The sequence below is a fragment of the Pseudomonas sp. NPDC089996 genome (genome assembly GCF_044748405.1).
In the GTDB taxonomy this organism is placed as follows: Bacteria; Pseudomonadota; Gammaproteobacteria; order Pseudomonadales; family Pseudomonadaceae; genus Aquipseudomonas.
Genome location: NZ_JBIVGA010000001.1, coordinates 268,904 through 287,887 on the forward strand (window position 1 = coordinate 268,904; position 18,984 = coordinate 287,887).

Consider the following 18,984-nt stretch of genomic DNA (forward strand, 5'->3'; position numbering starts at 1 on the left):
CTCCCATCAACGCGAAACACCCAACTTACTGAAAATCAAAATCCTTAGGAGCTACCCCCATGACCAACTTCAAATACAACCGCCTGAACAAAGACGACGCCGCTGTTCTGCTGGTCGACCACCAGGCTGGCCTGCTGTCACTGGTGCGCGACATCGAGCCGGACGCGTTCAAGAACAACGTCCTGGCCCTGGCGGACCTGGCCAAGTTCTTCAACCTGCCGACCATCCTCACCACCAGCTTCGAACAAGGCCCCAACGGCCCGCTGGTACCAGAGCTGAAGGAACTGTTCCCGGACGCCCCGTACATCGCTCGTCCTGGCCAGATCAACGCCTGGGACAACGAAGACTTCGTCAAGGCGGTGAAGGCCACTGGCAAGAAGCAGCTGATCATCGCCGGCGTAGTGACTGAAGTGTGCGTAGCCTTCCCGGCCCTGGCGGCCCTTGAAGAGGAGTTCGATGTGTTCGTGGTGACCGATGCCTCCGGTACCTTCAACGCCATGACTCGCGACGCCGCCCACGACCGCATGAGCCAGGCCGGCGCGCAACTGATGACCTGGTTCGGCGTGGCCTGCGAGCTGCACCGCGACTGGCGCAACGACATCGAAGGCCTGGCCGCGCTGTGCTCCAACCACATCCCGGACTACCGCAACCTGATGACCAGCTACAACGCCTTCAACGCCAACAAGTAAGCCGCGCGCCGGGCACCGCCAGCCGGTGCCCGGCACGGGCAGCACACCTATCCAATCCTCCGCCCGTCCGCCGTTGCACAGTGGATGCGGGCAAGCTCATCCCAGGGAACGCCGATGAACACCGCAACCCATGACAACCGCGAAGTGGTGACCGTATGCCTGCAACACCAGGTCCTCGATGGCCCGACGGGCACCACGCCAGCACAACCGCCGCGCTGGAAACAGGCGCTGCTGACCTATCTGGTGATCTGCCCGATGACCATGGTCGTTCCACAATTGCTGGCGCCGTTTTTCGAGCGCTTCCCTCAGCTGGGCGGCGTGATCAGCGGCAACCTGATCGTCAACCTGTTCGTCATCCTGCCCGTGGTGTTCTACATCATGCCTTGGGTAACCCGCCGCTGCGCCAACTGGCTGCGCGGCTGAGCCGATGCCCCCACCTTTCACCTTTCAAGGAGATACCGACATGACCACACTCGTTACCCGCGACGGCACTTCGATCTATTACAAGGACTGGGGCAGCGGCAAGCCGTTGCTGTTCAGCCACGGCTGGCCCCTGGACGCCGACATGTGGGACTCGCAAATGGAGTTCCTGGCCAGCCGCGGCTACCGCGCCATCGCCTTCGACCGCCGGGGCTTTGGCCGTTCGAGCCAGCCGTGGACCGGCTACGACTACGACACCTTCGCCGACGACATCGCCCAGCTGATCGAACACCTCGACCTGCGTGACGTGACCCTGGTCGGTTTCTCGATGGGTGGCGGTGATGTCAGCCGCTACATTGCCCGCCACGGCAGCGAGCGGGTGGCCGGGCTGGTGCTGCTGGGCGCGGTGACGCCGGTGTTCGGCAAGCGTGATGACAACCCTGAGGGTGTCGACCTGTCGGTGTTCGAAGGTATCCGCGCCGGCCTGCGTGCCGACCGTGCGCAGTTCATCGCTGATTTCGCTACCCCGTTCTATGGCCTGAACCATGGGCAACAGGTGTCCCAGGGCGTGCAGGCCCAAACCCTGAACATTGCGCTGATGGCGTCGATCAAGGGCACCCTGGATTGCGTGACTGCGTTCTCGGAAACCGACTTCCGCCCGGACATGGCAAAGATCGATGTGCCGACTCTGGTGATCCATGGCGATGACGACCAGATCGTGCCGTTCGAGACCACCGGCAAGCAGGCGGCAGAGCTGATTCGCGGGGCGCAACTGAAGGTGTATGCCGGCGCGCCGCATGGGTTTGCGGTAACCCATGCCCAGCAGCTGAATGAAGACTTGCTGGCGTTCCTCCAGAAGTAACGGAGGAAGGCATTCGCGGGCTCGCCCGCTCCCACAGGTATCGCGCAGCAGTCGAAAGCTGCAATTTCTCTGTGGGAGCGGGCGTGCCCGCGAAGACGCCAGCCCACGCAGCATAAATTTTGAACAGGGCTAACCTTCTACGACCCACCGCACATCCGTGCAATCCCTGGCCTTGCAGCAACCGGCATGCTCCGCTGTTGCGCCTGCCGCCGCCCTCAGCCGGAGAAGCCCATGTCCCAGGACCGCAACGACCAGACCCGTCGCCAGTTCCTCGCCACCAGCACCGTGCTGGGAGCCGCCGGCGCCCTCTGGTCCGCATTGCCCTTCACCGGCCAAGCCGGTTCCGCTCACGCATCCACCCAAGGAGGTTCCATGACCGCCGACCTGATTCTGTTCAACGGCAAACTGCACACCGTTGACCGCGAAAAGCCTACCGCCACCGCCGTCGCCATCAAGGACGGCCGCTTCATCGCCGTGGGCAACGATGCCGAGGCCATGGCCCACAAGGGCGCTGCCACGCAGATCATCGACCTCAAGCAGCGCACTGTGATCCCGGGGCTGAACGACTCGCACCTGCACCTGATCCGCGGTGGTCTGAACTACAACCTGGAACTGCGCTGGGAAGGCGTGCCGTCGGTGGCCGATGCCCTGCGCATGCTCAAAGACCAGGCCGCACGCACGCCGACCCCGCAGTGGGTGCGTGTGGTCGGTGGCTGGAACGAATTCCAGTTCGCCGAAAAACGCATGCCGACCCTGGAAGAGATCAACCAGGCCGCGCCCGATACCCCGGTGTTCCTGCTGCATCTGTATGACCGCGCACTGCTCAACCGCGCCGCGCTCAAGGCCGTCGGCTACGACAAGACCACGCCAAACCCACCGGGTGGCGAGATCCAGCGCGACAAGTTCGGCAATCCGACCGGCATGCTGATCGCCCGCCCGAACGCGATGATCCTCTACGCCACCCTGGCCAAGGGGCCGAAGCTGCCGCTGGAATACCAGGTCAACTCCACCCGCCAATTCATGCGCGAGCTGAACCGCCTGGGCCTGACCAGCGCCATCGATGCCGGCGGCGGCTACCAGAACTTCCCCGACGACTACTCGGTGATCCAGGAGCTGGCCGACAACAACCAGTTGACCGTGCGTATCGCCTACAACCTGTTCACCCAGAAGCCCAAGGAAGAACTGGACGACTTCAAGAAGTGGACCTCCAGCGTCAAGCTGCACAGCGGCACCGACTTCCTGCGCCACAACGGCGCCGGCGAGATGCTGGTGTTCTCCGCCGCCGACTTCGAGGACTTCCTCGAGCCACGCCCGGACCTGCCGCAGACCATGGAAGAAGAGCTGGAACCGGTGGTGCGCCACCTGGTCGAGCAGCGCTGGCCATTCCGCCTGCACGCCACCTACAACGAATCGATCACGCGCATGCTCGACGTGTTCGAGAAGGTCAACCGCGACATCCCGTTCAACGGCCTGCCGTGGTTCTTCGACCACGCCGAAACCATCACCCCGCAGAACATCGAGCGCGTGCGGGCGCTGGGCGGCGGTATTGCCATCCAGGACCGCATGGCCTTTCAGGGTGAATACTTCGTCGACCGCTACGGCGCCAAGGCTGCAGAGCAGACCCCGCCGATCAAGCGCATGCTCGAGATGGGCGTGCCGGTGGGGGCTGGTACCGATGCCACTCGCGTATCCAGCTACAACCCGTGGACTTCGCTGTACTGGCTGGTCAGCGGCAAGACCGTTGGCGGCATGGAGCTGTACAAGGAAGGCCTGGACCGAGAGACCGCGCTGCAGCTGTTCACCCAGGGCAGCGCCTGGTTCTCCAGCGAGCAGGGCAAGAAGGGCCAGATCAAAGTGGGCCAGCTGGCCGACCTGGCGGCACTGTCGCTGGACTTCTTCAGTGTCGATGAAGAAGCGATCAAGGGCATCGAGTCGGTGCTGACCCTTGTCGATGGCAAGGTCGTGTACGGTGCTGGCGAGTTCGACAAGCTTGGCCCACCGCAGGTGCCGGTGTTGCCGGAGTGGTCGCCGGTGGCCAAGGTGCCGGGGCACTGGCGCGTGGGCACGCCATCGCTGGCGGCCGCCGTGCACCAGTGCTCGGGGCCGTGCGGGGTGCATGCGCACAGCCATGACAAGGCACGTAAATCGAGTGTGCCGGTGAATGACTTCCAGGGTTTCTGGGGGGCGCTGGGTTGTTCGTGCTTCGCGTTCTAAGCTGAGTTGATGAGAAAAAGGGGGCCAGTTTCTGGCCCCCTTTTTGTTTCTTTCAATGTCGGCCGCTTTCGCGGGCACGCCCGCTCCCACAGGTACTGCTCTGTTTTCAGAAGCTGCCTTTGAGAGGGTATTCGATGATCAGGTAGATGCGGTCGATATCATCGCCGGCCTGGGCCTGGTTGGCGCGGTGGCTGACGTGGGAGAACGACAGGCTAAGGTCCTTGGCGGCACCGGCCTGGACCACGTATTTCAGGTCGACGTCGCGTTCCCAGTGCTTGCCGCCCTGGCCGTACTGATTCACGTAGGCGCCGCCCGCTGGCGCATGGCTGCCGTCGATGCCGCGGCCGCTGACGTATCGGCCCATCAGGCTCAGGCCGGGCACGCCAAGGGTGGCGAAGTCGAGGTCGTAGCGCAGTTGCCACGAGCGCTCGCCGGGGCCGTTGAAGTCGGCGTATTTGATCGAGTTGGCCAGGTAGATGGAGTCGCCGCCAACGAAGTCGAACGGCGTGTCGCCCTCGACCTTCTGGTAAGCCAGGGTCAGGGCCTGGGCGCCGAAGCTGTACTTGCTCATCAGGCTGTAGGCGACGGTGTCGATCGCCCCGGCGCTGGCGTTGCCGGTGTCGCGGGTGCTGTAGAGGTTGCCGTCCAGGCGCCAGCTGCCCTCGGCCAAATTCAGATTGAGGTAGGCCTGGCGCCAGGTGTCCTCCAGCTGGCCGGCGTACAGCGCGCCACCGAAGGGACCGTGCGGCGCAAAGGTGGCACCGGCCAGGCTGATGGCGCGGTTGCGGGTGGTGGCGCCGTAGCCGCTGAAGTCGTCGTGGCTGGAGCTGTTGTCCTGGTTGTTGAAGGCCGTGAAGTGCCCGGCCTGCAGGCGCCAGTCAGGCAGGTCCGTGTTCTCTGCCAGCCAGCCGCTGGCGTATTCCGGGTGCAGGCGTTTGTCACCGGTGTCGAACACTGGCGTCTCGACGGTCATCTCGCCGTAGCGCAGCAGGGAGTTGCCCATGCGCAGCTTGAGCGCGGCACCGGCGCTGGAATAGTCGGACTCGGCGCGGCCATCGCTGTCCCGTGGCAGCAGGCCGGTGCCGGCATGGCCGCGCCCGCCGTCGAGCTTGAGGCCGAGGAAGCCGTGGGCGTCGAGGCCTACACCGACCATGCCCTCGGTGAAGCCGGAGCGGAACTCGCCGATGAAACCCTGGGCCCATTCCTGACGGTAGTTCTGGCCGCTGCCAGAGGGTGAGCGGAAATCGCTGTGCAGGAAGTAGTTGCGGCTGAGCAGCGACCAGCCGGGTTCATCGGCCTGGCTGAGTGTCGGAGAAAGGACGAGGGTGGCGAGCAGGGCGCGGCCTGGTCCGTGATTGGCGCGGATCATGGGGGCTCCGGGGGGCGATGATCCGGGACTGTGGATCAAGGATAGGCTAGCGGTCTTGTAACTGTGTGCTGGCGAGTTTGCCTGTCACGGCCCTTTCGCGGGCACGTCCGCTCCCACAGGATTACCACAGGCTTCAAACGCGCGTGGTTCCTGTGGGAGCGGGCTCGCCCGCGAAGAGGCTGGTACAGGCAATCTAGAGGCTGAAGGCCTGCGCAATCGCTTCGATCACCACGCGTACCCGGGCCGTGTGGCGCACATCCTGATGAGTCACCAGCCAGATGTCGTACGGCTTGCCCTGCGCCCAGACCTGCTGCAGACCATCCCGTTCCCCCAGTGGTACTGGCAGCTCACCCAGGCCGAGGCCGCTGGCCAGTGCCCGCCGCACCATCAGCCCAGAGGTGCAGGTCATGGCAATCCGCCCTTGAGCAATCGGCTCGCCCGCGAGGGTCACCTCCTTGCCGCTGTCCAGGTGCGGCTGATAGACCACCAGCTCATGCCCGGCAAACGCGCTGCCGGGGGAGGGTTCGCCGCGCCGTTGCAAATACGCGTGTGAAGCAAACAGCCCGCTGTGCCAGCGCGCCAGCCTCCGCACCACCAGCTCGGGGTTGTCCGGCTTGTGCGTGCGCACGGCGATATCGGCCTCGCGCTGGCTGAGGTTGAGCATCTGCGTCGAAGCCTGCAGCTGTACTTCGATCCCCGGGTGGTCGAGGCGCAGCCGGGCGACCGCGGGGATGATGAAGTCCAGGGCGAAGGAGTCGGTGGTGGTGACCCGCACCACGCCGCTCAGGCGCTCATCCATGCCGAGGATCTGCCGCTGCAGGCCGGCGGCGGCAGTTTCCATCTCCAGCCCCGCGCGCATCGCCACTTCGCCGGCGCTGGTCAACGAATAGCCGCTGGAGGTACGCAGGAACAACGTCGCGGCCAGCGCACTTTCCAGCGATGCAAGCCGGCGGCCCACGGTCGCCTGATCCACACCCAGGCTGCGGGCTGCACCGCGCAAGGTCTTCTCGCGGCACAGGGCCAGAAACACACGGGTATCGTCCCAGTTCATCAGGGTAATCCTCGGTGATGCATGAATGCAGGGCAATGTTGAAAAATCGCTGCGTTTATTCAGCAAGCGATGACTTTATGCTTTTCCCATCGTCATCAACAAGCGCCGCTTCCGGCGCAAGGGAAGATCATGAACAACCCCGCATCACGTGCGCCTTGGCTGCCGATCTGGGCTGGGCTGTGTGCCAGCCTGGTCGGCATCGGCCTGGCGCGGTTTGCCTACACACCGCTGGTTCCCGCGCTGATCGACGCGCACTGGTTCGCCAGTTCGGCGGTGGTCTACCTCGGTGCAGCCAACCTCGCGGGCTATCTGATCGGCGCGCTGGTCGGCAGGCCGCTGGCAGCGTACTGGTCGAGTGCATCGGTACTGCGCGGCATGATGCTATTGGTCAGCCTGGCGTTCCTGGCGTGTGCCTGGCCGCTGTCGGTGAGCTGGTTCTTCGGCTGGCGGTTGCTCTCAGGGGTGGCAGGCGGTGTGATCATGGTGCTGGCGGCCAGTGCGATCCTGCCCCATGTCGCGGCTTCGCGCCGTGGGCTGGCCAGTGGCGCGATCTTCCTCGGCATCGGCCTGGGTATCGCCGGTGCCGCCAGCCTGGTGCCGTGGCTGCTGGGCAAGGGGGTACAGCAGACCTGGCTGGGGCTGGCCGTTCTGTCGCTGGTGCTGACGGTCAGTAGCTGGGCGGGATGGCCAGCCGAGCACGCCCATGCGCAAACGGCCAGGCCTACGCAGCAGGCAGCCGCTTCCCCCGCCATCCTCGTACTGTTCGGCCAGTACGCGCTCATGGCTACGGCACTGGTGGCACCGATGATGTTTCTGGTGGACTACATCAGCCGTGGGCTTGGCGCCGGTACCCACGCCGGCGCAATGATCTTGGGGCTGTACGGCCTGGGGGCAATTGCCGGGCCGGTGGTTTACGGGCTGCTGGCCGACCACCTGGGGGCTCGTGCTGGCATTCGCCTGGTGCTGCTGGCGCAACTGGCGGCCTTGGCTGCATTACTGGGCAGCCATGACCTGCGCCTGCTGGGTGTCGCCGCCCTGTTGATCGGTTCGTTCCCGCCGGGCATTGTGCCGCTGGCATTGGCCAGGGTGCATCAGCTGGTCGATGGCCATGCCGGGCAGACCGCAACCTGGAGCCGGGCGACAGTATCGTTCGCCAGTTTCCAGGCGGTTGCCGGCTACGCCTATTCGGCACTCTTTGCGCTCAGTGGTGGCCATTACACCGTGCTGTTCGCGGTAGCGGCCGGGGCAGTCGTGTTGGCGCTGCTGGCCGACCTGCTGCTCAAGGACCGTCAGGCCATGTCGCTGATGGAAAACTCTTCGGCCAGATGATCGATCAGTGCCCGCACCGAGGGCAGCAGCCCGCGCCGTGACGGGAAGATCGCATGCACGATGCCGCAGCGTGGATGCCAGTCCGGGATCAGCTCCACCAAGCGCCCCGCCGCCAGATCCTCACGTACAGCCACGCGTGGCAAGTGCGCAATACCGACGCCGGCCACCACGAAGTGACGCAAGGCGAACAGGTCGTCCGTCACCATCCGCGGGGTATGCGGGATAACGATGCTGCGGCTGCTGTCCTCGCCCTGGAATAGCTCCCACTGGTATTCCCGCTGGACGCTGCCCCAGTGCAGGCTGGGCAGCGTGCCGAGTAGCTGCGGGTCGAAGCCCTTGGGCAGCTGTTCCAGGTACTGCGGCTGACCGACCAGGCACTGGGTGCTGTTGCTCAGCACCTTCATCACCATGTCGGTGTTCTCCAGCGGCGGGAAGCGTACCCGCAGCGCAAGGTCGAAGCCCTCGTGCAGCAGGTCGACGCGGCGGTTGGTGCTCTCGATGAACAACTCCACCTGCGGGTACTTGAGCATGTAGCGGGTGAGCATCGGCCCGACCCAGGAATTGAGGAGGGTGGTCGGGCAACTGATGCGCACCAGCCCGCGCGGTTCGCTGCGGTTGCGCTCGATGATCTCTGCCGCGCCTTCGGCTTCCACGCGCATGGCCAGGCAGCGGTTGTAGTAGGCCTGGCCGATCTCGGTCAGCGAGCAGTGGCGGCTGGTGCGGTGCAGCAGCCGCACGCCGAGGCGGTCCTCAAGGTCGGCGATACGCCGGCTGAGCTTCGACTTGGGCATGTCCAGCGCCCGCCCGGCCGGGGCGAAGCCACCGTGCTCTACGACTTGAGTGAAGTAGTAGAGGGAGTTGAGGTCTTCCAATGATCGTTCTCCGGACGGAACGCTAAAGGTAATTTTCGCGGAGCAGAGGCGTTAAGGTGATGATTTTAATCTGAGACCTTCAACGCGAAATACCTCGTTATGCTGAAAAATCCATAAACCTCAGCAGACTGTTTTGGGAAATAGCCTACACAGATAACGGACGACATAACGGCGCCAAATGGATAGCCCAAGCGCACACTGAGCAACCCGGAAAATCTTCAGGTATGCCTACATGTGCCACACTGATGTCAGGAGGCTGCACTAATGCCTATGTTCGATCCTCCCCATCCTGGGGAGTCCTTGCGAGAAGACGTGTTGCCCGCAGGTGATCGCCTGACATTTCAATCCGCATCCGAATCAAACAACCGCGCCAATTCCACCCGCGCCTCCTTGGCCGTCTGCATCACCTTGGCCCGGTCATCGCGCACATGCCCCTGTGCCTCCAGCACTTCCTCATCATGCTGGGCAAACCGCTCGATCCGGTCCGCCGCCTGCTCGTCGCTCAAGCCCAGCCCGACCAGCGCCCGGCGGGTCATCTCCAGGCTCGAATAGAACGTCTCGCGAATCGGCTCTGCGCCCACATCCGCCAGCTTGTGCACATGCTGGCGGTTGCGCGCCCGGGCCAGGACTTTTAGGTGTGGGTACTGGCGCTTCACCCGTTCAGCGGTATGGATCGCGGCTTCAGGGTCGTCGATGGTGATGATGAAGTATTCCGCCTCACCGACCTTGGCCGCATGCAGCACCTCGGCGCGCAGCGGGTCGCCGTAGAACACCGGGACCTGTTCGAACATGCGCGTCATTTCGATGGTGTCCACCGAGGTTTCCAGGGCAATGAACGGGATCTTCTGCGCCCGCAGGATGCGCGCGACGATCTGGCCCATGCGGCCCATGCCGACGATCACCACCCGTGGCGTGCCGGCGTCGATGGCCTTGTATTGCTCGGGCACTTCACGCGCCGGTTGCGGGCGCTTGAGGGCACGGGCGCAGCCGAGCATCAGCAGCGGGGTGATGGCCATCGACAGGGTGATGGTCATCAGCAGCAGGTCATAGGTCTGGGTATCGAACAGGCCCTGGTCCTTGCCCAGCTTGAACACCACGAAGGCGAACTCGCCACCGGCCGCCAGCACCATGCCCAGGCGCAGCGCGCTGGCGCTTGTCAAACCACCGGCCAGGCGGCCGACGCCGATCAGCAGGGCCAGCTTCACCCCCACCAGCAGCAGGGTCAGGCCCAGCAGCACCAGGGGCATTTCCAGCAGCAGGTTCAGGTTGGCGCCCATACCCACGCTGATGAAGAACAGCCCCAGCAGCAGGCCCTTGAACGGTTCGATTTGCGATTCAAGTTCGTGGCGGTATTCCGAGTCGGCCAGCAGCAGGCCTGCGAGGAAGGCGCCCAAGGCCATGGAGATACCGGCTTCTTCCATCAGCCAGGCGGTGCCGATCACCACCAGCAGCGCGGTGGCGGTGGACACTTCCGGCAGGCCGGTGCGGGCCACGGTGCGGAACACCGGGCGCAGCAGGTAGCGGCCGCCGATGATGACCACCGCGATGCTGGCGAACACCTTCAGGCCATGTTGCAAGCTGTCGCCGTGGCTGGTGTCCGGGCCGCTGGCGGCCAGCAGCGGAACAAGGGCGATCAGCGGGATCGCGGCGATATCCTGGAACAGCAGGATGGCGAACGCGAGCCGGCCATGGGGGGCGTTGAGCTGCTTGCTTTCGGCCAGGCTCTGCAGGCCGAGGGCGGTGGATGACAGTGCCAGGCCCAGGCCGAGCACGATGGCTGCCGGCAACGACTGGCCGAAGCCGAACAGGGCGATGGCGCCGATCACCGCGCCAGTCAGCAGCACCTGGGCGGTACCAACGCCGAACACCGACTTGCGCATCAGCCACAGGCGTTTGGGTGACAACTCGAGGCCGATGATGAACAGCAGCAGGACCACGCCCAGTTCGGAAATGTGCGCGACGCTTTCGGTGTCGCGGATCAGGCCCAAAGCCTGGGGGCCGATGGCAACGCCCGCGAGCAGGTAACCGATCACGGCCCCCAGTTGCAGGCGCTTGGCCAGGGGGACGGCGACGACCGCGGCGAGCAGGAAGATCACCGCGGTTTGCAGAAGGCTGCCTTCGTGTGGCATTGGCTCGTACTCCATGAGCTGCCGGGGCAGCGTTTGAACAGTTTGGCGGACAATTCTGGAGGTCGGTTGTGAGTCAGACAATCTGCCGAGAAGGAGAAACATTGTCACCCCAAAAGGGACATTGGCGCCTGCTCTCTCACAAGGCCCGCACTCCCTGGGATGAACGCTCAACTCCCGCCAAACTGCGCCCGATACTGCGCCGGTGTCATACCGATCCGCTCACAGAACACTTTTCTCATATGTCGGTCACTGCCAAACCCACAGCGCGCCGCGACTACTTTCAATGGCAGTTCGCTGCCTTCCAGCAGCTTGCGCGCCTGGTCGATCCGCGCGTTCTGCAGGTACTGCAGCGGCGTGATCCCGACCTCGCGTTGAAAGGTCCGGGCAAAGTTGCGCCCACTCATGGCCACCAGATCGGCCATCTTCTGCACGGTAAACACCTGGTCGATATGGTCGACGATATAGGCCTGCACCCGGGCAATCGGCGAATCGTCACGCGGTACGGCGGCCAGCAGCGGCCCGTAGGGCGTCTGACCGCCCTGGCGATGGCGGGCGACCAGCAGCACCTTGGCCACTTCCAGGGCCAGCGCCTTGCCATGGTCCTCGGCCACCACCGCCAGCGCCAGGTCGATCCCGGCGGTGATTCCGCCCGATGTGATCAGGCAGCGGTCGATCACGTAGATCTGCTCGGTCTCGACCTTGGCTTCAGGGAACGCCTGAGCCAGCCGCTCCACATAGTTCCAGTGGGTCGTGCAGCGGTATCCGTCGAGTAACCCCGCCCGGCCCAGCAGGAACACGCCGGTGCAGATGGCGCCAAAGCGTCTGGCACTGCGCACAGCCCGTGGCAGCCAGCGTTCCAGCCCCGGCAGGGCGATGTCATAGGCACCCGGGCCGCCTGGCACCAGCAACAGATCGACGCCGTCAGGCAGTGCCTCCAGGCGCAGGTCGGCCAGGACGTTCAGGCCGCACGAGCCGCGAATCGCCTGTTGGCCTTCGGCCACAGTGAGCAAGCGGTAACGTTTGTGCTCGGGCAAGAACCGGTTGGCGATGGCAAAGGCATCCATTGGCCCAGTTACATCCAGCAACAGCACATCGTTGAACAGCACCATGGCCACGGTGCGATGAGCGCGATTTTCCTGCATACCTCATAGCTCTTGGTGTCGTAAGCACCGCATCTTAGGGCAGCGCTGCACAATTAAGAACAATTCAGCTTTGGCTCAGGACTTTGTCACATGCCGGCGGCGAGACTTACTCCATTGAACAGGAGAGTCGCCATGTGCCTCGGGATGCCCCAACAGCCAGCGCCACCCCCCGGCGCGCTGACGCCCGAGCGGTTGCGCCAGGCCAAGGAACAGATGCTGCACACCACGCTGTCGATTATCGAAATAGCTGCCGTGTGCAACCTCACCCGCAGCCATTTCTCCCGCGCCTTCAAGGTCAATACCGGCCTCTCGCCACAGGCCTGGCGCCTGCTGGCGCGCATGGAAAAGGCCAAGCGACTGCTCGTGACCGAAGCGCCGATCACCCATGTGAGCCTGGAGTGCGGCTTCTGTGATCAGGCCCATTTCACCCGTGCCTTCAGCCGCTTGGTCGGCCAGCCGCCCAAGGCTTGGCGCCAGGCGCAAGTCCATCCTTAAGCCTAAGCTATCTGCCGGTATAACCCCTCGGGACAAGCCCTTGAGCGAGTCCCGGCCCGTTTTCCCAACCCAAGGAGCCACCCCATGAGCCAACCTGATTACAAGCGCCTCAACAAAGACGACGCCGTGGTGCTACTGGTCGACCACCAGACCGGCCTGATCTCGCTGGTGCAGGACTTCTCGCCCAACGAATTCAAGAACAACGTCCTGGCCTTGGGCGACCTGGCCAAGTTCTTCGGCCTGCCGACCATTCTCACCACCAGCTTCGAGCAAGGCCCCAACGGCCCTCTGGTACCGGAGCTTAAAGAGATGTTCCCGGACGCGCCTTACATTGCTCGCCCAGGCCAGATCAACGCCTGGGACAACGAAGACTTCGTCAAGGCAATCAAGGCCACGGGCCGCAAGCAGCTGATCATCGCAGGCGTGGTAACGGATGTGTGCGTGGCGTTCCCGACCCTTTCGGCATTGGCGGAAGGTTTTGAAGTGTTCGTGGTGACTGACGCCTCGGGCACCTTCAACGAGACGGTACAGCAGGCGGCCTGGGTACGCATGACCCAGGCGGGTGCGCAGATGATGAACTGGTTCTCAGTGGCCTGTGAGCTGCACCGCGACTGGCGCAACGACATCGAAGGGCTGGGTAACCTGCTGTCGCAGCGGATTCCCAACTACCGTAACCTGATGAACAGCTATGCGGCGTTGAGCGCGCGCTGATGCAAACCTGTTCCGGCCCTTTCGCAGGTAAACCCGCGATAGGGCCAGAACAGGCTAAGAAGGATTCAAGGGCAAAGTGAAACAAATCCGACAGCCGCCAGATGCCGACTCAAGCACTTGCAACTGCCCACCATGGGCTTTCGCCACCGAGTTGCAGATTGTCAGCCCCATCCCCAGCCCCTCGTCCTTGGTGGTATGGAAGGCATCAAACACCCGTGCCCGCTGGTCCGCGGCAATGCCGGGCCCGTTGTCGTCCACGCAGATTTCGAGCCAATCCCCGGTGATTGCAGAAGCTATCCGCAATAGTCCATCACGGCGATACCCCGCCAGCGCCTCCAGCGCATTGGTGATCAGGTTCAACACCAGCTGCCGTAACTGCACCGGATCGGCCATAACGCTCACCCCTGCCTGCAACCGCGTCTGCACCTCGACCTTGTGGCTGGCGGTTTCGGCGCAGCTCAGGCGCAGCACCTCGCGAATCAACTCGTCGACCTTTACCGCCTTCAATTGCATCGGCGACTGCCTGGCCAGAGAGCGCAGTGCGCGGACGATGTTGGCGGCGCGTTCGCTGTCATTGCGAATGTCTTCCAGGCCGGCAATCGCCTCTTCCAGGTTGGGCTCTGCGCGCTTGAGCCAGCGCAGGCTGGCTGCGGCGTTGGAGGCAATACCCAACAGTGGCTGGCTGATTTCGTGGGCGATGGACGCAGACAGCTCGCTCATTACCTGCAGGCGTTCATCCAGCATAAAGCACCCCTGTTAGCGACATCCTGAGGCGCGAGTATACGCAGCGGACCCCTCAAGAATGGGCCCTGCCGCCGGCTTGGCAGAAACGGGCACGCTGTTGTCCGTTATCGAACCCTGGCGGCTGGAGGCCGCTTGTATAGTGCTCAGACTCACCTATCCCCTAGGGATAATTGTCTGATCGCCCATGCCCGCGCGAGGAAACCATGATCCGAATTGGCAATGCTCAGGTGTCGCTGGAGCGGCGGGAAGCCTTTCTCGGCGGCAAGCCGATCCTGTTGGGCGGGCGTGCCTTTGAGGTGTTGGCCACGCTGATCAGGGCCAAGGGCCGGGTGGTCGGCAAGGACGAGTTGTTCAACCAGGTGTGGGCCGGCACGGTGGTCGAGGACAACAATCTGCAGGTGCAGGTGTCACTGCTGCGCAAGGCCTTCGGCGACCGTGGGCTCATCCAGACCGTACCGCGCCGGGGTTATCGTCTGGCGGCGCAAGTCAGCCTCGATGTGCCTTGCCTGGCGCTGGGTCAATCAGCACTGTGCGCCGTGACCGATGACATTGCGCCCGCGCCGGTGCTGGTGGTGGACGACGATGCATCGGTGCGCAAGGCACTGGGGCGCCTGTTGCGCTCGCAGGGCATTCCCCACCGTTTGTTCGCCAGCGCCGAAGAGCTGTTCGACGCCGGCCTGGAAACGCCCAGCGCCTGCCTGCTGCTGGACATGCACCTGCCCGAAACCAGCGGGCTTGAGGTACAGGCTGCGCTGCGCCAGATGGCACTGCCCTGGCCGATCGTATTCATGACCGGCTTCGGCACCATTCCCATGACGGTCCAGGCGATGCGCGCGGGGGCCGTGGAGTTTCTGATCAAGCCTTTCGATGAAGACCAACTGCTGGCACTGCTCGAATCGGTACGCGCCCGTGCCGTGACCGAGGGGCGCAAATGGCACCATGCTCGGCGGGTCGATGAAAAATACCAACGCCTGACCCAGCGCGAACGCCAGGTGTTCGCGCTGGTGGTCGGCGGCCTGTCGCACAAGCAGATCGCCCAGGCAATCGGCATCAGTGAAGTGACCACCAAGGTGCACAAGAAGAACATCATGAACAAGATGCAGTCCCGCTCACTGCTGGAGCTGGTGGCTATGCACAACCTCATCGAGGCGCAGTCTGGTGCTGCAAAACAGCCCCAGGATCTAACTGCTCCCTGGTCGGTACTGTAAAGCCTCGGCCAGATGCCCCCTGCCGATTGCCTGGCTGCCCTCCAGATCCGCCAATGTGCGTGCAACCTTCAATAACCGGTGCGCAGCCCGCAAGGAAAGGCTCAGCCGCTCACAGGCACTTTCCAGCCAGGCCTGGTCTGGCGCTGCCAGCTGGCAGTGGCTGCGCAACCCCTCCAGGTTCAGAAACGCATTGGCACAGCCTTGCCGTCGCTGCTGCACTTCACGCGACGCGGCCACCTTGGCAGCCACATCGGCGCTGGTCTCGCCGCTTGGTTGATTGTTGAGCGTGGTGGTCTCGCGGGCCACGGTCAGGTGCAAGTCGATGCGGTCCAGCAACGGGCCTGACAGCTTGTTGCGATAGCGTGCAATCTGCTCGGTACTGCAGCGGCAGCGGCCAGTCGGGTCGCCCAGGTAGCCGCAAGGGCAGGGGTTCATCGCCGCCACCAGCTGGAAGCGCGCCGGGAAGCGCACTTTGTCGCGCGCCCGCGCGATCACGATCTCACCCGACTCCAGCGGCTCGCGCAGCACTTCCAGTACACGCCGTTCAAACTCTGGCAGCTCGTCGAGAAACAGCACGCCATGGTGCGCCAGGGTGATCTCGCCGGGCTGCGGCCGGCTGCTGCCGCCTACCAGCGCCGGCCCCGAGGCCGAATGGTGCGGGTGGCGGAATGGCCGCTGCGGCCAGCTGTTCAGCGGCGTGTGGCCGCTGATTGACTGGATCGCCGCCACCTCCAGCGCCTCGTGTTCGTCCAGTGGCGGCAGCAGGCCGGGGAGGCGACTCGCGAGCAGCGTCTTGCCCGTGCCGGGTGGCCCGGTGAACAGCAGGTTATGCGCCCCGGCTGCCGCCAGTAGCAATGCCCGTTTGGCGGCGACCTGACCCTGGACTTCGCTGAGGTCAGGGTAGGGCTGCTGCTTGAGCACCAGGCCATTGGCGGCGAACGGCGGCAGCGGCACCTGCCCGTTGAGGTGCGCCACCAACTCCAGCAGATGCCCCACGGCGTACACCACGAGCCCTCCGGCCAGGCTGGCCTCTTCGGCGTTCTCCCGTGGTACCACCAACGCCCGGCCGGCCTGGCGTGCCGCCAGCGCTGCCGGCAACACGCCCTGAACCGGACGCAGCTGGCCGGAAAGAGCCAGCTCACCCAGGCATTCCATTTCAGCCAGGGCGGGCATCGGCACCTGGCCATCGGCGGCCAGAATGCCCAGGGCGATGGCCAGGTCATATCGCCCGCCATCCTTGGGCAGGTCGGCCGGTGCGAGGTTCTGGGTAATGCGCCGCTGGGGGTAATTGAGCCCGGAATTGACGATGGCGCTGCGCACACGGTCCTTGCTTTCCTTGACCGTGGTTTCTGGCAGGCCGACCAGGGTGAGGTGGGGCAGGCCGTTGGCCAGGTGGGTTTCGACGCTGACCGCCGGGGCCTGTACGCCGACCTGGGCGCGGCTGTGGACGAGGGCGAGGGACATGGACGCTCCATTGGTACTGGGTCTGGGGCCGCTTCCTGCGGCCTGTCGTAGCCTAGTAAGTCACTGCGGGGTCGGCGCAAGAAAAATGCGACTTTGTTTTGCATGCCAGGTTTTTCCCCTGCCTTTTACACCCGACCTGATCAATTCTGGATCCAATATCTTTGCGAAGAGCCCGGCTATGGCTTAGTGTTCAAGGGCGACTGTTGTTGCCATTGGATGGCAGCGAAACCCTGAAATGGACTTAAGGTACTGCCCGTGCAAACGCTCATTCGCACCCGTCAGCAGATCCGAGAACGGGTACAGGCCAATGACTACGCCGAACTCACCCGCTTGTTCGATGCGCTCCAGGCGCAGTGGCAGCAGGCGCCCCCCGGTGAGTGCCCTGCCTACCTGGAAGCGGTGCAAGGCTACCTGCTGGATTGGGATACACAGGGCGGCAAAGCCCTGACGCACACCCTGAAAGCCTGGATCGACGCCTGCCCAAAGGCTTATCACCCGCATGTGGTGATGGGGTATCACTGCTTCAGCCATGCTTGCCAGATTCGCGGGCATGCCGACACCCATGAAGTGTCCGAAGAACGCTGGCTGGCTGCCGAACAGGCCTGTGAAAAGGGCGCGGCGCATTTTCTGCGAGCCATGGGATGCAACGCACAGCCGGTTGCTGCAGTGATCGGCATGTTGCGGATCAGCTCGCATTTGCGCGAGCCCGGCTGGTTGGTCGAACTGTTCAATGGCCAGGTGGCGCGTTATCGGCCCAGCGCACATGCCGACGTGGAAGTGCAGGAGGCTGCTGCGCCCCTGTTGGTCAAGTTCGGCCTGACGCCGTTGCTGGAGTTGCCGCAGACATTGCCTTCAAGTTTGAGCGCGCGTTGGCATGAGCAGGGCGAGAGTGCCCGGGACTACTGGCTGCGCCATGCGTTGGGGTGGTTTCCCGGTTGCTTCGAAGCGATCGAGGCCTATGCCAGTTACCTGACCCCACGCTGGGGCGGCAGCTTTGAGGCGGTCGACGCGCTGGCCAGCGGCCCGCTGTGCCAAGGTTGGCCCGAAACACAGCGCAATGCGATCCGCTGGCTGGCCCTGGAAGACACCTTCTGGCTGCCACATGCCAGGCAACAGCCACAGGTCGCGACCTGGCACAGAACCTTTGCCCAATGGGCGCAGCGCGAATTGAGGCCCAAGGAGCGCGCCACGCTGCTGGCCCTGCGTGGCGCACTGCGGCGCTATTCGCTGCAGGATTACCCCGGTGCGATGCGCGACTTTGTCGAGAGTGTCGCGCTCTACCCTGACCACGGCTTCGTCTCGGCCATCGGCGAGCCCTTTCATAGCCTTGTGTGCCTGGTGCTTTTCAACGAGGCGCAGGACGACGCGCAGGTATTGCGCACCGTCATCGAGCGGCTGTGCGACCAGCGTCGACAGGCGGCAGCCTGTGCACTGCGGGCTGCGGGGCATCAATTCGGGTTGTGGGGCTTCGGGCAATCCGCTGAGCAGGCACGCACCTGGTTGTGCCTGGCGGTCAAGCGCCAGTGCGGGCGCGAAGGGCAGGGCTTCGAGGTGCTCGATGTGCCGCGGCTGCTCTGGGCTGCGAACCTGCATGACGCCGCGTACTTTCTGTATGAAGGCTGTGCGCAACTGAAGCTGCCAGATGCCGCCATGGCGCTGTACGACTTGCATCGGGGCTGGCTGGACGACACCCCAGAGCGTTATCTGAGTGGCCAGGCTGCCGAGCACTGGCTGGCGCGCGCGGCGGAGTGTGGCAACCCCATGGCCAAGTTCGACCTGGCCTGTCAGCGGATGCGCGGGGCCGATGGGCTGGAGGACCGCAAGGCAGTGCTGGCCGTCAAGCGGCTGCTGCTCGATGTACTGGACCATCCGCAAATCCATGCCAGGGCGCAGTTGCAGCTGGGTATGCTGCTACGCCAGCACGGCGATGCGCGGGAGCGTGTCGAGGCGGTCGGCTATTTGCTGCGGCTGGCCGAGCACCCCGACGCCTGGACCGCAGCGCGTGCCTGTGCCGAACTCGGGCTGGCCTGGATGCAGGGCTGTGGCACGCGCAAGCAGAGCCGTTTTGCGGCAATCGAGTGGGCCAATCGCGCCGTTGCGTTGCAGTCGAGCGATCCGCACATCGAAGCCATACAGGCCGAGATCCGCAATTCGCACAGCAGGGTGAAAACATTGTTTACCGTGTGCGGGGCGACATTGTTCCGTGGCGACCTGCATGCCAGCGAACTGCCGCCCAAGGCCGCAGGCCAGCACAGAGCTTCGGCCTGAATGAAGTCGGGGCCGCT

The 18,984-nt window shown here is 64.2% G+C and carries 15 protein-coding genes and 1 pseudogene; 9 read left to right on the forward strand and 7 right to left on the reverse strand.

From position 1 onward, the window contains the following. Positions 1 to 59: 59 nt before the first annotated feature. From ycaC (ACIPW4_RS01285) to ACIPW4_RS01300, 4 genes are all read left to right on the forward strand, one after another. Positions 60 to 689: an isochorismate family cysteine hydrolase YcaC gene (gene ycaC / locus ACIPW4_RS01285; RefSeq protein ID WP_400654143.1), complete on the forward strand. Its 630-nt coding sequence runs from the start codon at positions 60 to 62 to the stop codon at positions 687 to 689. Between the two features lie 114 nt (positions 690 to 803). Then, a complete protein-coding gene (locus ACIPW4_RS01290; RefSeq protein WP_400654145.1) occupies positions 804 to 1,112 on the forward strand; it encodes a hypothetical protein in 309 nt (102 codons plus the stop codon). A gap of 40 nt (positions 1,113 to 1,152) precedes the next feature. Beyond that, entirely contained in the window at positions 1,153 to 1,971 is an 819-nt protein-coding gene (locus tag ACIPW4_RS01295) for an alpha/beta fold hydrolase (RefSeq protein ID WP_400654146.1), read from the forward strand. Between the two features lie 231 nt (positions 1,972 to 2,202). Beyond that, positions 2,203 to 4,185: an amidohydrolase gene (locus ACIPW4_RS01300; RefSeq protein WP_400654148.1), complete on the forward strand. Its 1,983-nt coding sequence runs from the start codon at positions 2,203 to 2,205 to the stop codon at positions 4,183 to 4,185. Between the two features lie 106 nt (positions 4,186 to 4,291). Here the strand turns inward: ACIPW4_RS01300 and ACIPW4_RS01305 are convergent, their stop codons facing one another. Continuing rightward, on the reverse strand, positions 4,292 to 5,554 hold the full coding sequence (locus tag ACIPW4_RS01305; protein WP_400654149.1) for an OprD family porin: 1,263 nt from the start codon (positions 5,552 to 5,554) through the stop codon (positions 4,292 to 4,294). 193 nt (positions 5,555 to 5,747) lie between these two features. Next, positions 5,748 to 6,605 carry a LysR family transcriptional regulator gene (locus ACIPW4_RS01310; protein WP_400654151.1) on the reverse strand — a complete coding sequence of 286 codons (858 nt, stop codon included), beginning with the start codon at positions 6,603 to 6,605 and terminating at the stop codon, positions 5,748 to 5,750. A gap of 129 nt (positions 6,606 to 6,734) precedes the next feature. Between ACIPW4_RS01310 and ACIPW4_RS01315 the strand changes: the two genes are divergently transcribed. Beyond that, the gene (locus ACIPW4_RS01315; protein WP_400654152.1) at positions 6,735 to 7,934 is read left to right on the forward strand and encodes a YbfB/YjiJ family MFS transporter; all 1,200 of its coding nucleotides are present in this window, start codon (positions 6,735 to 6,737) and stop codon (positions 7,932 to 7,934) included. Here ACIPW4_RS01315 and ACIPW4_RS01320 read toward each other — a convergent pair. The 3 genes from ACIPW4_RS01320 to ACIPW4_RS01330 all read right to left on the reverse strand — a co-directional run bounded on the left by ACIPW4_RS01320 (position 7,895) and on the right by ACIPW4_RS01330 (position 12,077). After that, positions 7,895 to 8,806, reverse strand: coding sequence for a LysR substrate-binding domain-containing protein (locus tag ACIPW4_RS01320; protein WP_400654154.1), 912 nt, complete (start codon positions 8,804 to 8,806; stop codon positions 7,895 to 7,897). The genes ACIPW4_RS01315 and ACIPW4_RS01320 overlap by 40 nt on opposite strands. 341 nt (positions 8,807 to 9,147) lie before the next feature. Then, positions 9,148 to 10,935, reverse strand: a complete 1,788-nt coding sequence (locus tag ACIPW4_RS01325; protein ID WP_400654156.1) for a monovalent cation:proton antiporter-2 (CPA2) family protein — start codon at positions 10,933 to 10,935, stop codon at positions 9,148 to 9,150. A gap of 167 nt (positions 10,936 to 11,102) precedes the next feature. After that, positions 11,103 to 12,077: a GlxA family transcriptional regulator gene (locus tag ACIPW4_RS01330; RefSeq protein ID WP_400654158.1), complete on the reverse strand. Its 975-nt coding sequence runs from the start codon at positions 12,075 to 12,077 to the stop codon at positions 11,103 to 11,105. Positions 12,078 to 12,221: 144 nt separating this feature from the next. On the opposite strand from ACIPW4_RS01330, the gene ACIPW4_RS01335 reads away from it, so the two are divergent. Both ACIPW4_RS01335 and ycaC (ACIPW4_RS01340) read left to right on the forward strand, forming a co-directional pair. Beyond that, positions 12,222 to 12,572, forward strand: a complete 351-nt coding sequence (locus tag ACIPW4_RS01335) for a helix-turn-helix domain-containing protein (RefSeq protein ID WP_400654160.1) — start codon at positions 12,222 to 12,224, stop codon at positions 12,570 to 12,572. An 84-nt stretch (positions 12,573 to 12,656) separates the two neighbouring features. Beyond that, positions 12,657 to 13,283: an isochorismate family cysteine hydrolase YcaC gene (gene ycaC, locus ACIPW4_RS01340; protein WP_004375560.1), complete on the forward strand. Its 627-nt coding sequence runs from the start codon at positions 12,657 to 12,659 to the stop codon at positions 13,281 to 13,283. Between the two features lie 54 nt (positions 13,284 to 13,337). Here the strand turns inward: ycaC (ACIPW4_RS01340) and ACIPW4_RS01345 are convergent. Continuing rightward, positions 13,338 to 14,012: pseudogene (locus tag ACIPW4_RS01345) on the reverse strand (sensor histidine kinase); the annotation flags it as partial. Positions 14,013 to 14,230: 218 nt separating this feature from the next. Here ACIPW4_RS01345 and ACIPW4_RS01350 point away from each other — a divergent pair. Next, complete coding sequence (locus tag ACIPW4_RS01350; protein ID WP_400654162.1) at positions 14,231 to 15,235, forward strand: response regulator; 1,005 nt, start codon at positions 14,231 to 14,233, stop codon at positions 15,233 to 15,235. Here the strand turns inward: ACIPW4_RS01350 and ACIPW4_RS01355 are convergent. Beyond that, on the reverse strand, positions 15,209 to 16,699 hold the full coding sequence (locus ACIPW4_RS01355; RefSeq protein WP_400654164.1) for a YifB family Mg chelatase-like AAA ATPase: 1,491 nt from the start codon (positions 16,697 to 16,699) through the stop codon (positions 15,209 to 15,211). The two genes, ACIPW4_RS01350 and ACIPW4_RS01355, sit on opposite strands and share 27 nt — an antisense overlap. A gap of 255 nt (positions 16,700 to 16,954) precedes the next feature. Here ACIPW4_RS01355 and ACIPW4_RS01360 point away from each other — a divergent pair, with 255 nt between their 5' ends. Beyond that, complete coding sequence (locus ACIPW4_RS01360) at positions 16,955 to 18,967, forward strand: DUF4034 domain-containing protein (protein ID WP_400654166.1); 2,013 nt, start codon at positions 16,955 to 16,957, stop codon at positions 18,965 to 18,967. Positions 18,968 to 18,984 lie beyond the last annotated feature (17 nt).

What these genes read in the sequence shown, in the direction of transcription:
- ACIPW4_RS01330 (WP_400654158.1), bottom strand. Translation starts at nt 12,077, where the DNA reads ATGCAGGAAAATCGCGCTCATCGCACCGTGGCCATGGTGCTGTTCAAC.
- ACIPW4_RS01335 (WP_400654160.1), top strand. Translation starts at nt 12,222, where the DNA reads ATGCCCCAACAGCCAGCGCCACCCCCCGGCGCGCTGACGCCCGAGCGG.
- ycaC (WP_400654143.1), top strand. Translation starts at nt 60, where the DNA reads ATGACCAACTTCAAATACAACCGCCTGAACAAAGACGACGCCGCTGTT.
- ycaC (WP_004375560.1), top strand. Translation starts at nt 12,657, where the DNA reads ATGAGCCAACCTGATTACAAGCGCCTCAACAAAGACGACGCCGTGGTG.
- ACIPW4_RS01290 (WP_400654145.1), top strand. Translation starts at nt 804, where the DNA reads ATGAACACCGCAACCCATGACAACCGCGAAGTGGTGACCGTATGCCTG.
- ACIPW4_RS01300 (WP_400654148.1), top strand. Translation starts at nt 2,203, where the DNA reads ATGTCCCAGGACCGCAACGACCAGACCCGTCGCCAGTTCCTCGCCACC.
- ACIPW4_RS01355 (WP_400654164.1), bottom strand. Translation starts at nt 16,699, where the DNA reads ATGTCCCTCGCCCTCGTCCACAGCCGCGCCCAGGTCGGCGTACAGGCC.
- ACIPW4_RS01305 (WP_400654149.1), bottom strand. Translation starts at nt 5,554, where the DNA reads ATGATCCGCGCCAATCACGGACCAGGCCGCGCCCTGCTCGCCACCCTC.
- ACIPW4_RS01315 (WP_400654152.1), top strand. Translation starts at nt 6,735, where the DNA reads ATGAACAACCCCGCATCACGTGCGCCTTGGCTGCCGATCTGGGCTGGG.
- ACIPW4_RS01350 (WP_400654162.1), top strand. Translation starts at nt 14,231, where the DNA reads ATGATCCGAATTGGCAATGCTCAGGTGTCGCTGGAGCGGCGGGAAGCC.
- ACIPW4_RS01325 (WP_400654156.1), bottom strand. Translation starts at nt 10,935, where the DNA reads ATGCCACACGAAGGCAGCCTTCTGCAAACCGCGGTGATCTTCCTGCTC.
- ACIPW4_RS01295 (WP_400654146.1), top strand. Translation starts at nt 1,153, where the DNA reads ATGACCACACTCGTTACCCGCGACGGCACTTCGATCTATTACAAGGAC.
- ACIPW4_RS01310 (WP_400654151.1), bottom strand. Translation starts at nt 6,605, where the DNA reads ATGAACTGGGACGATACCCGTGTGTTTCTGGCCCTGTGCCGCGAGAAG.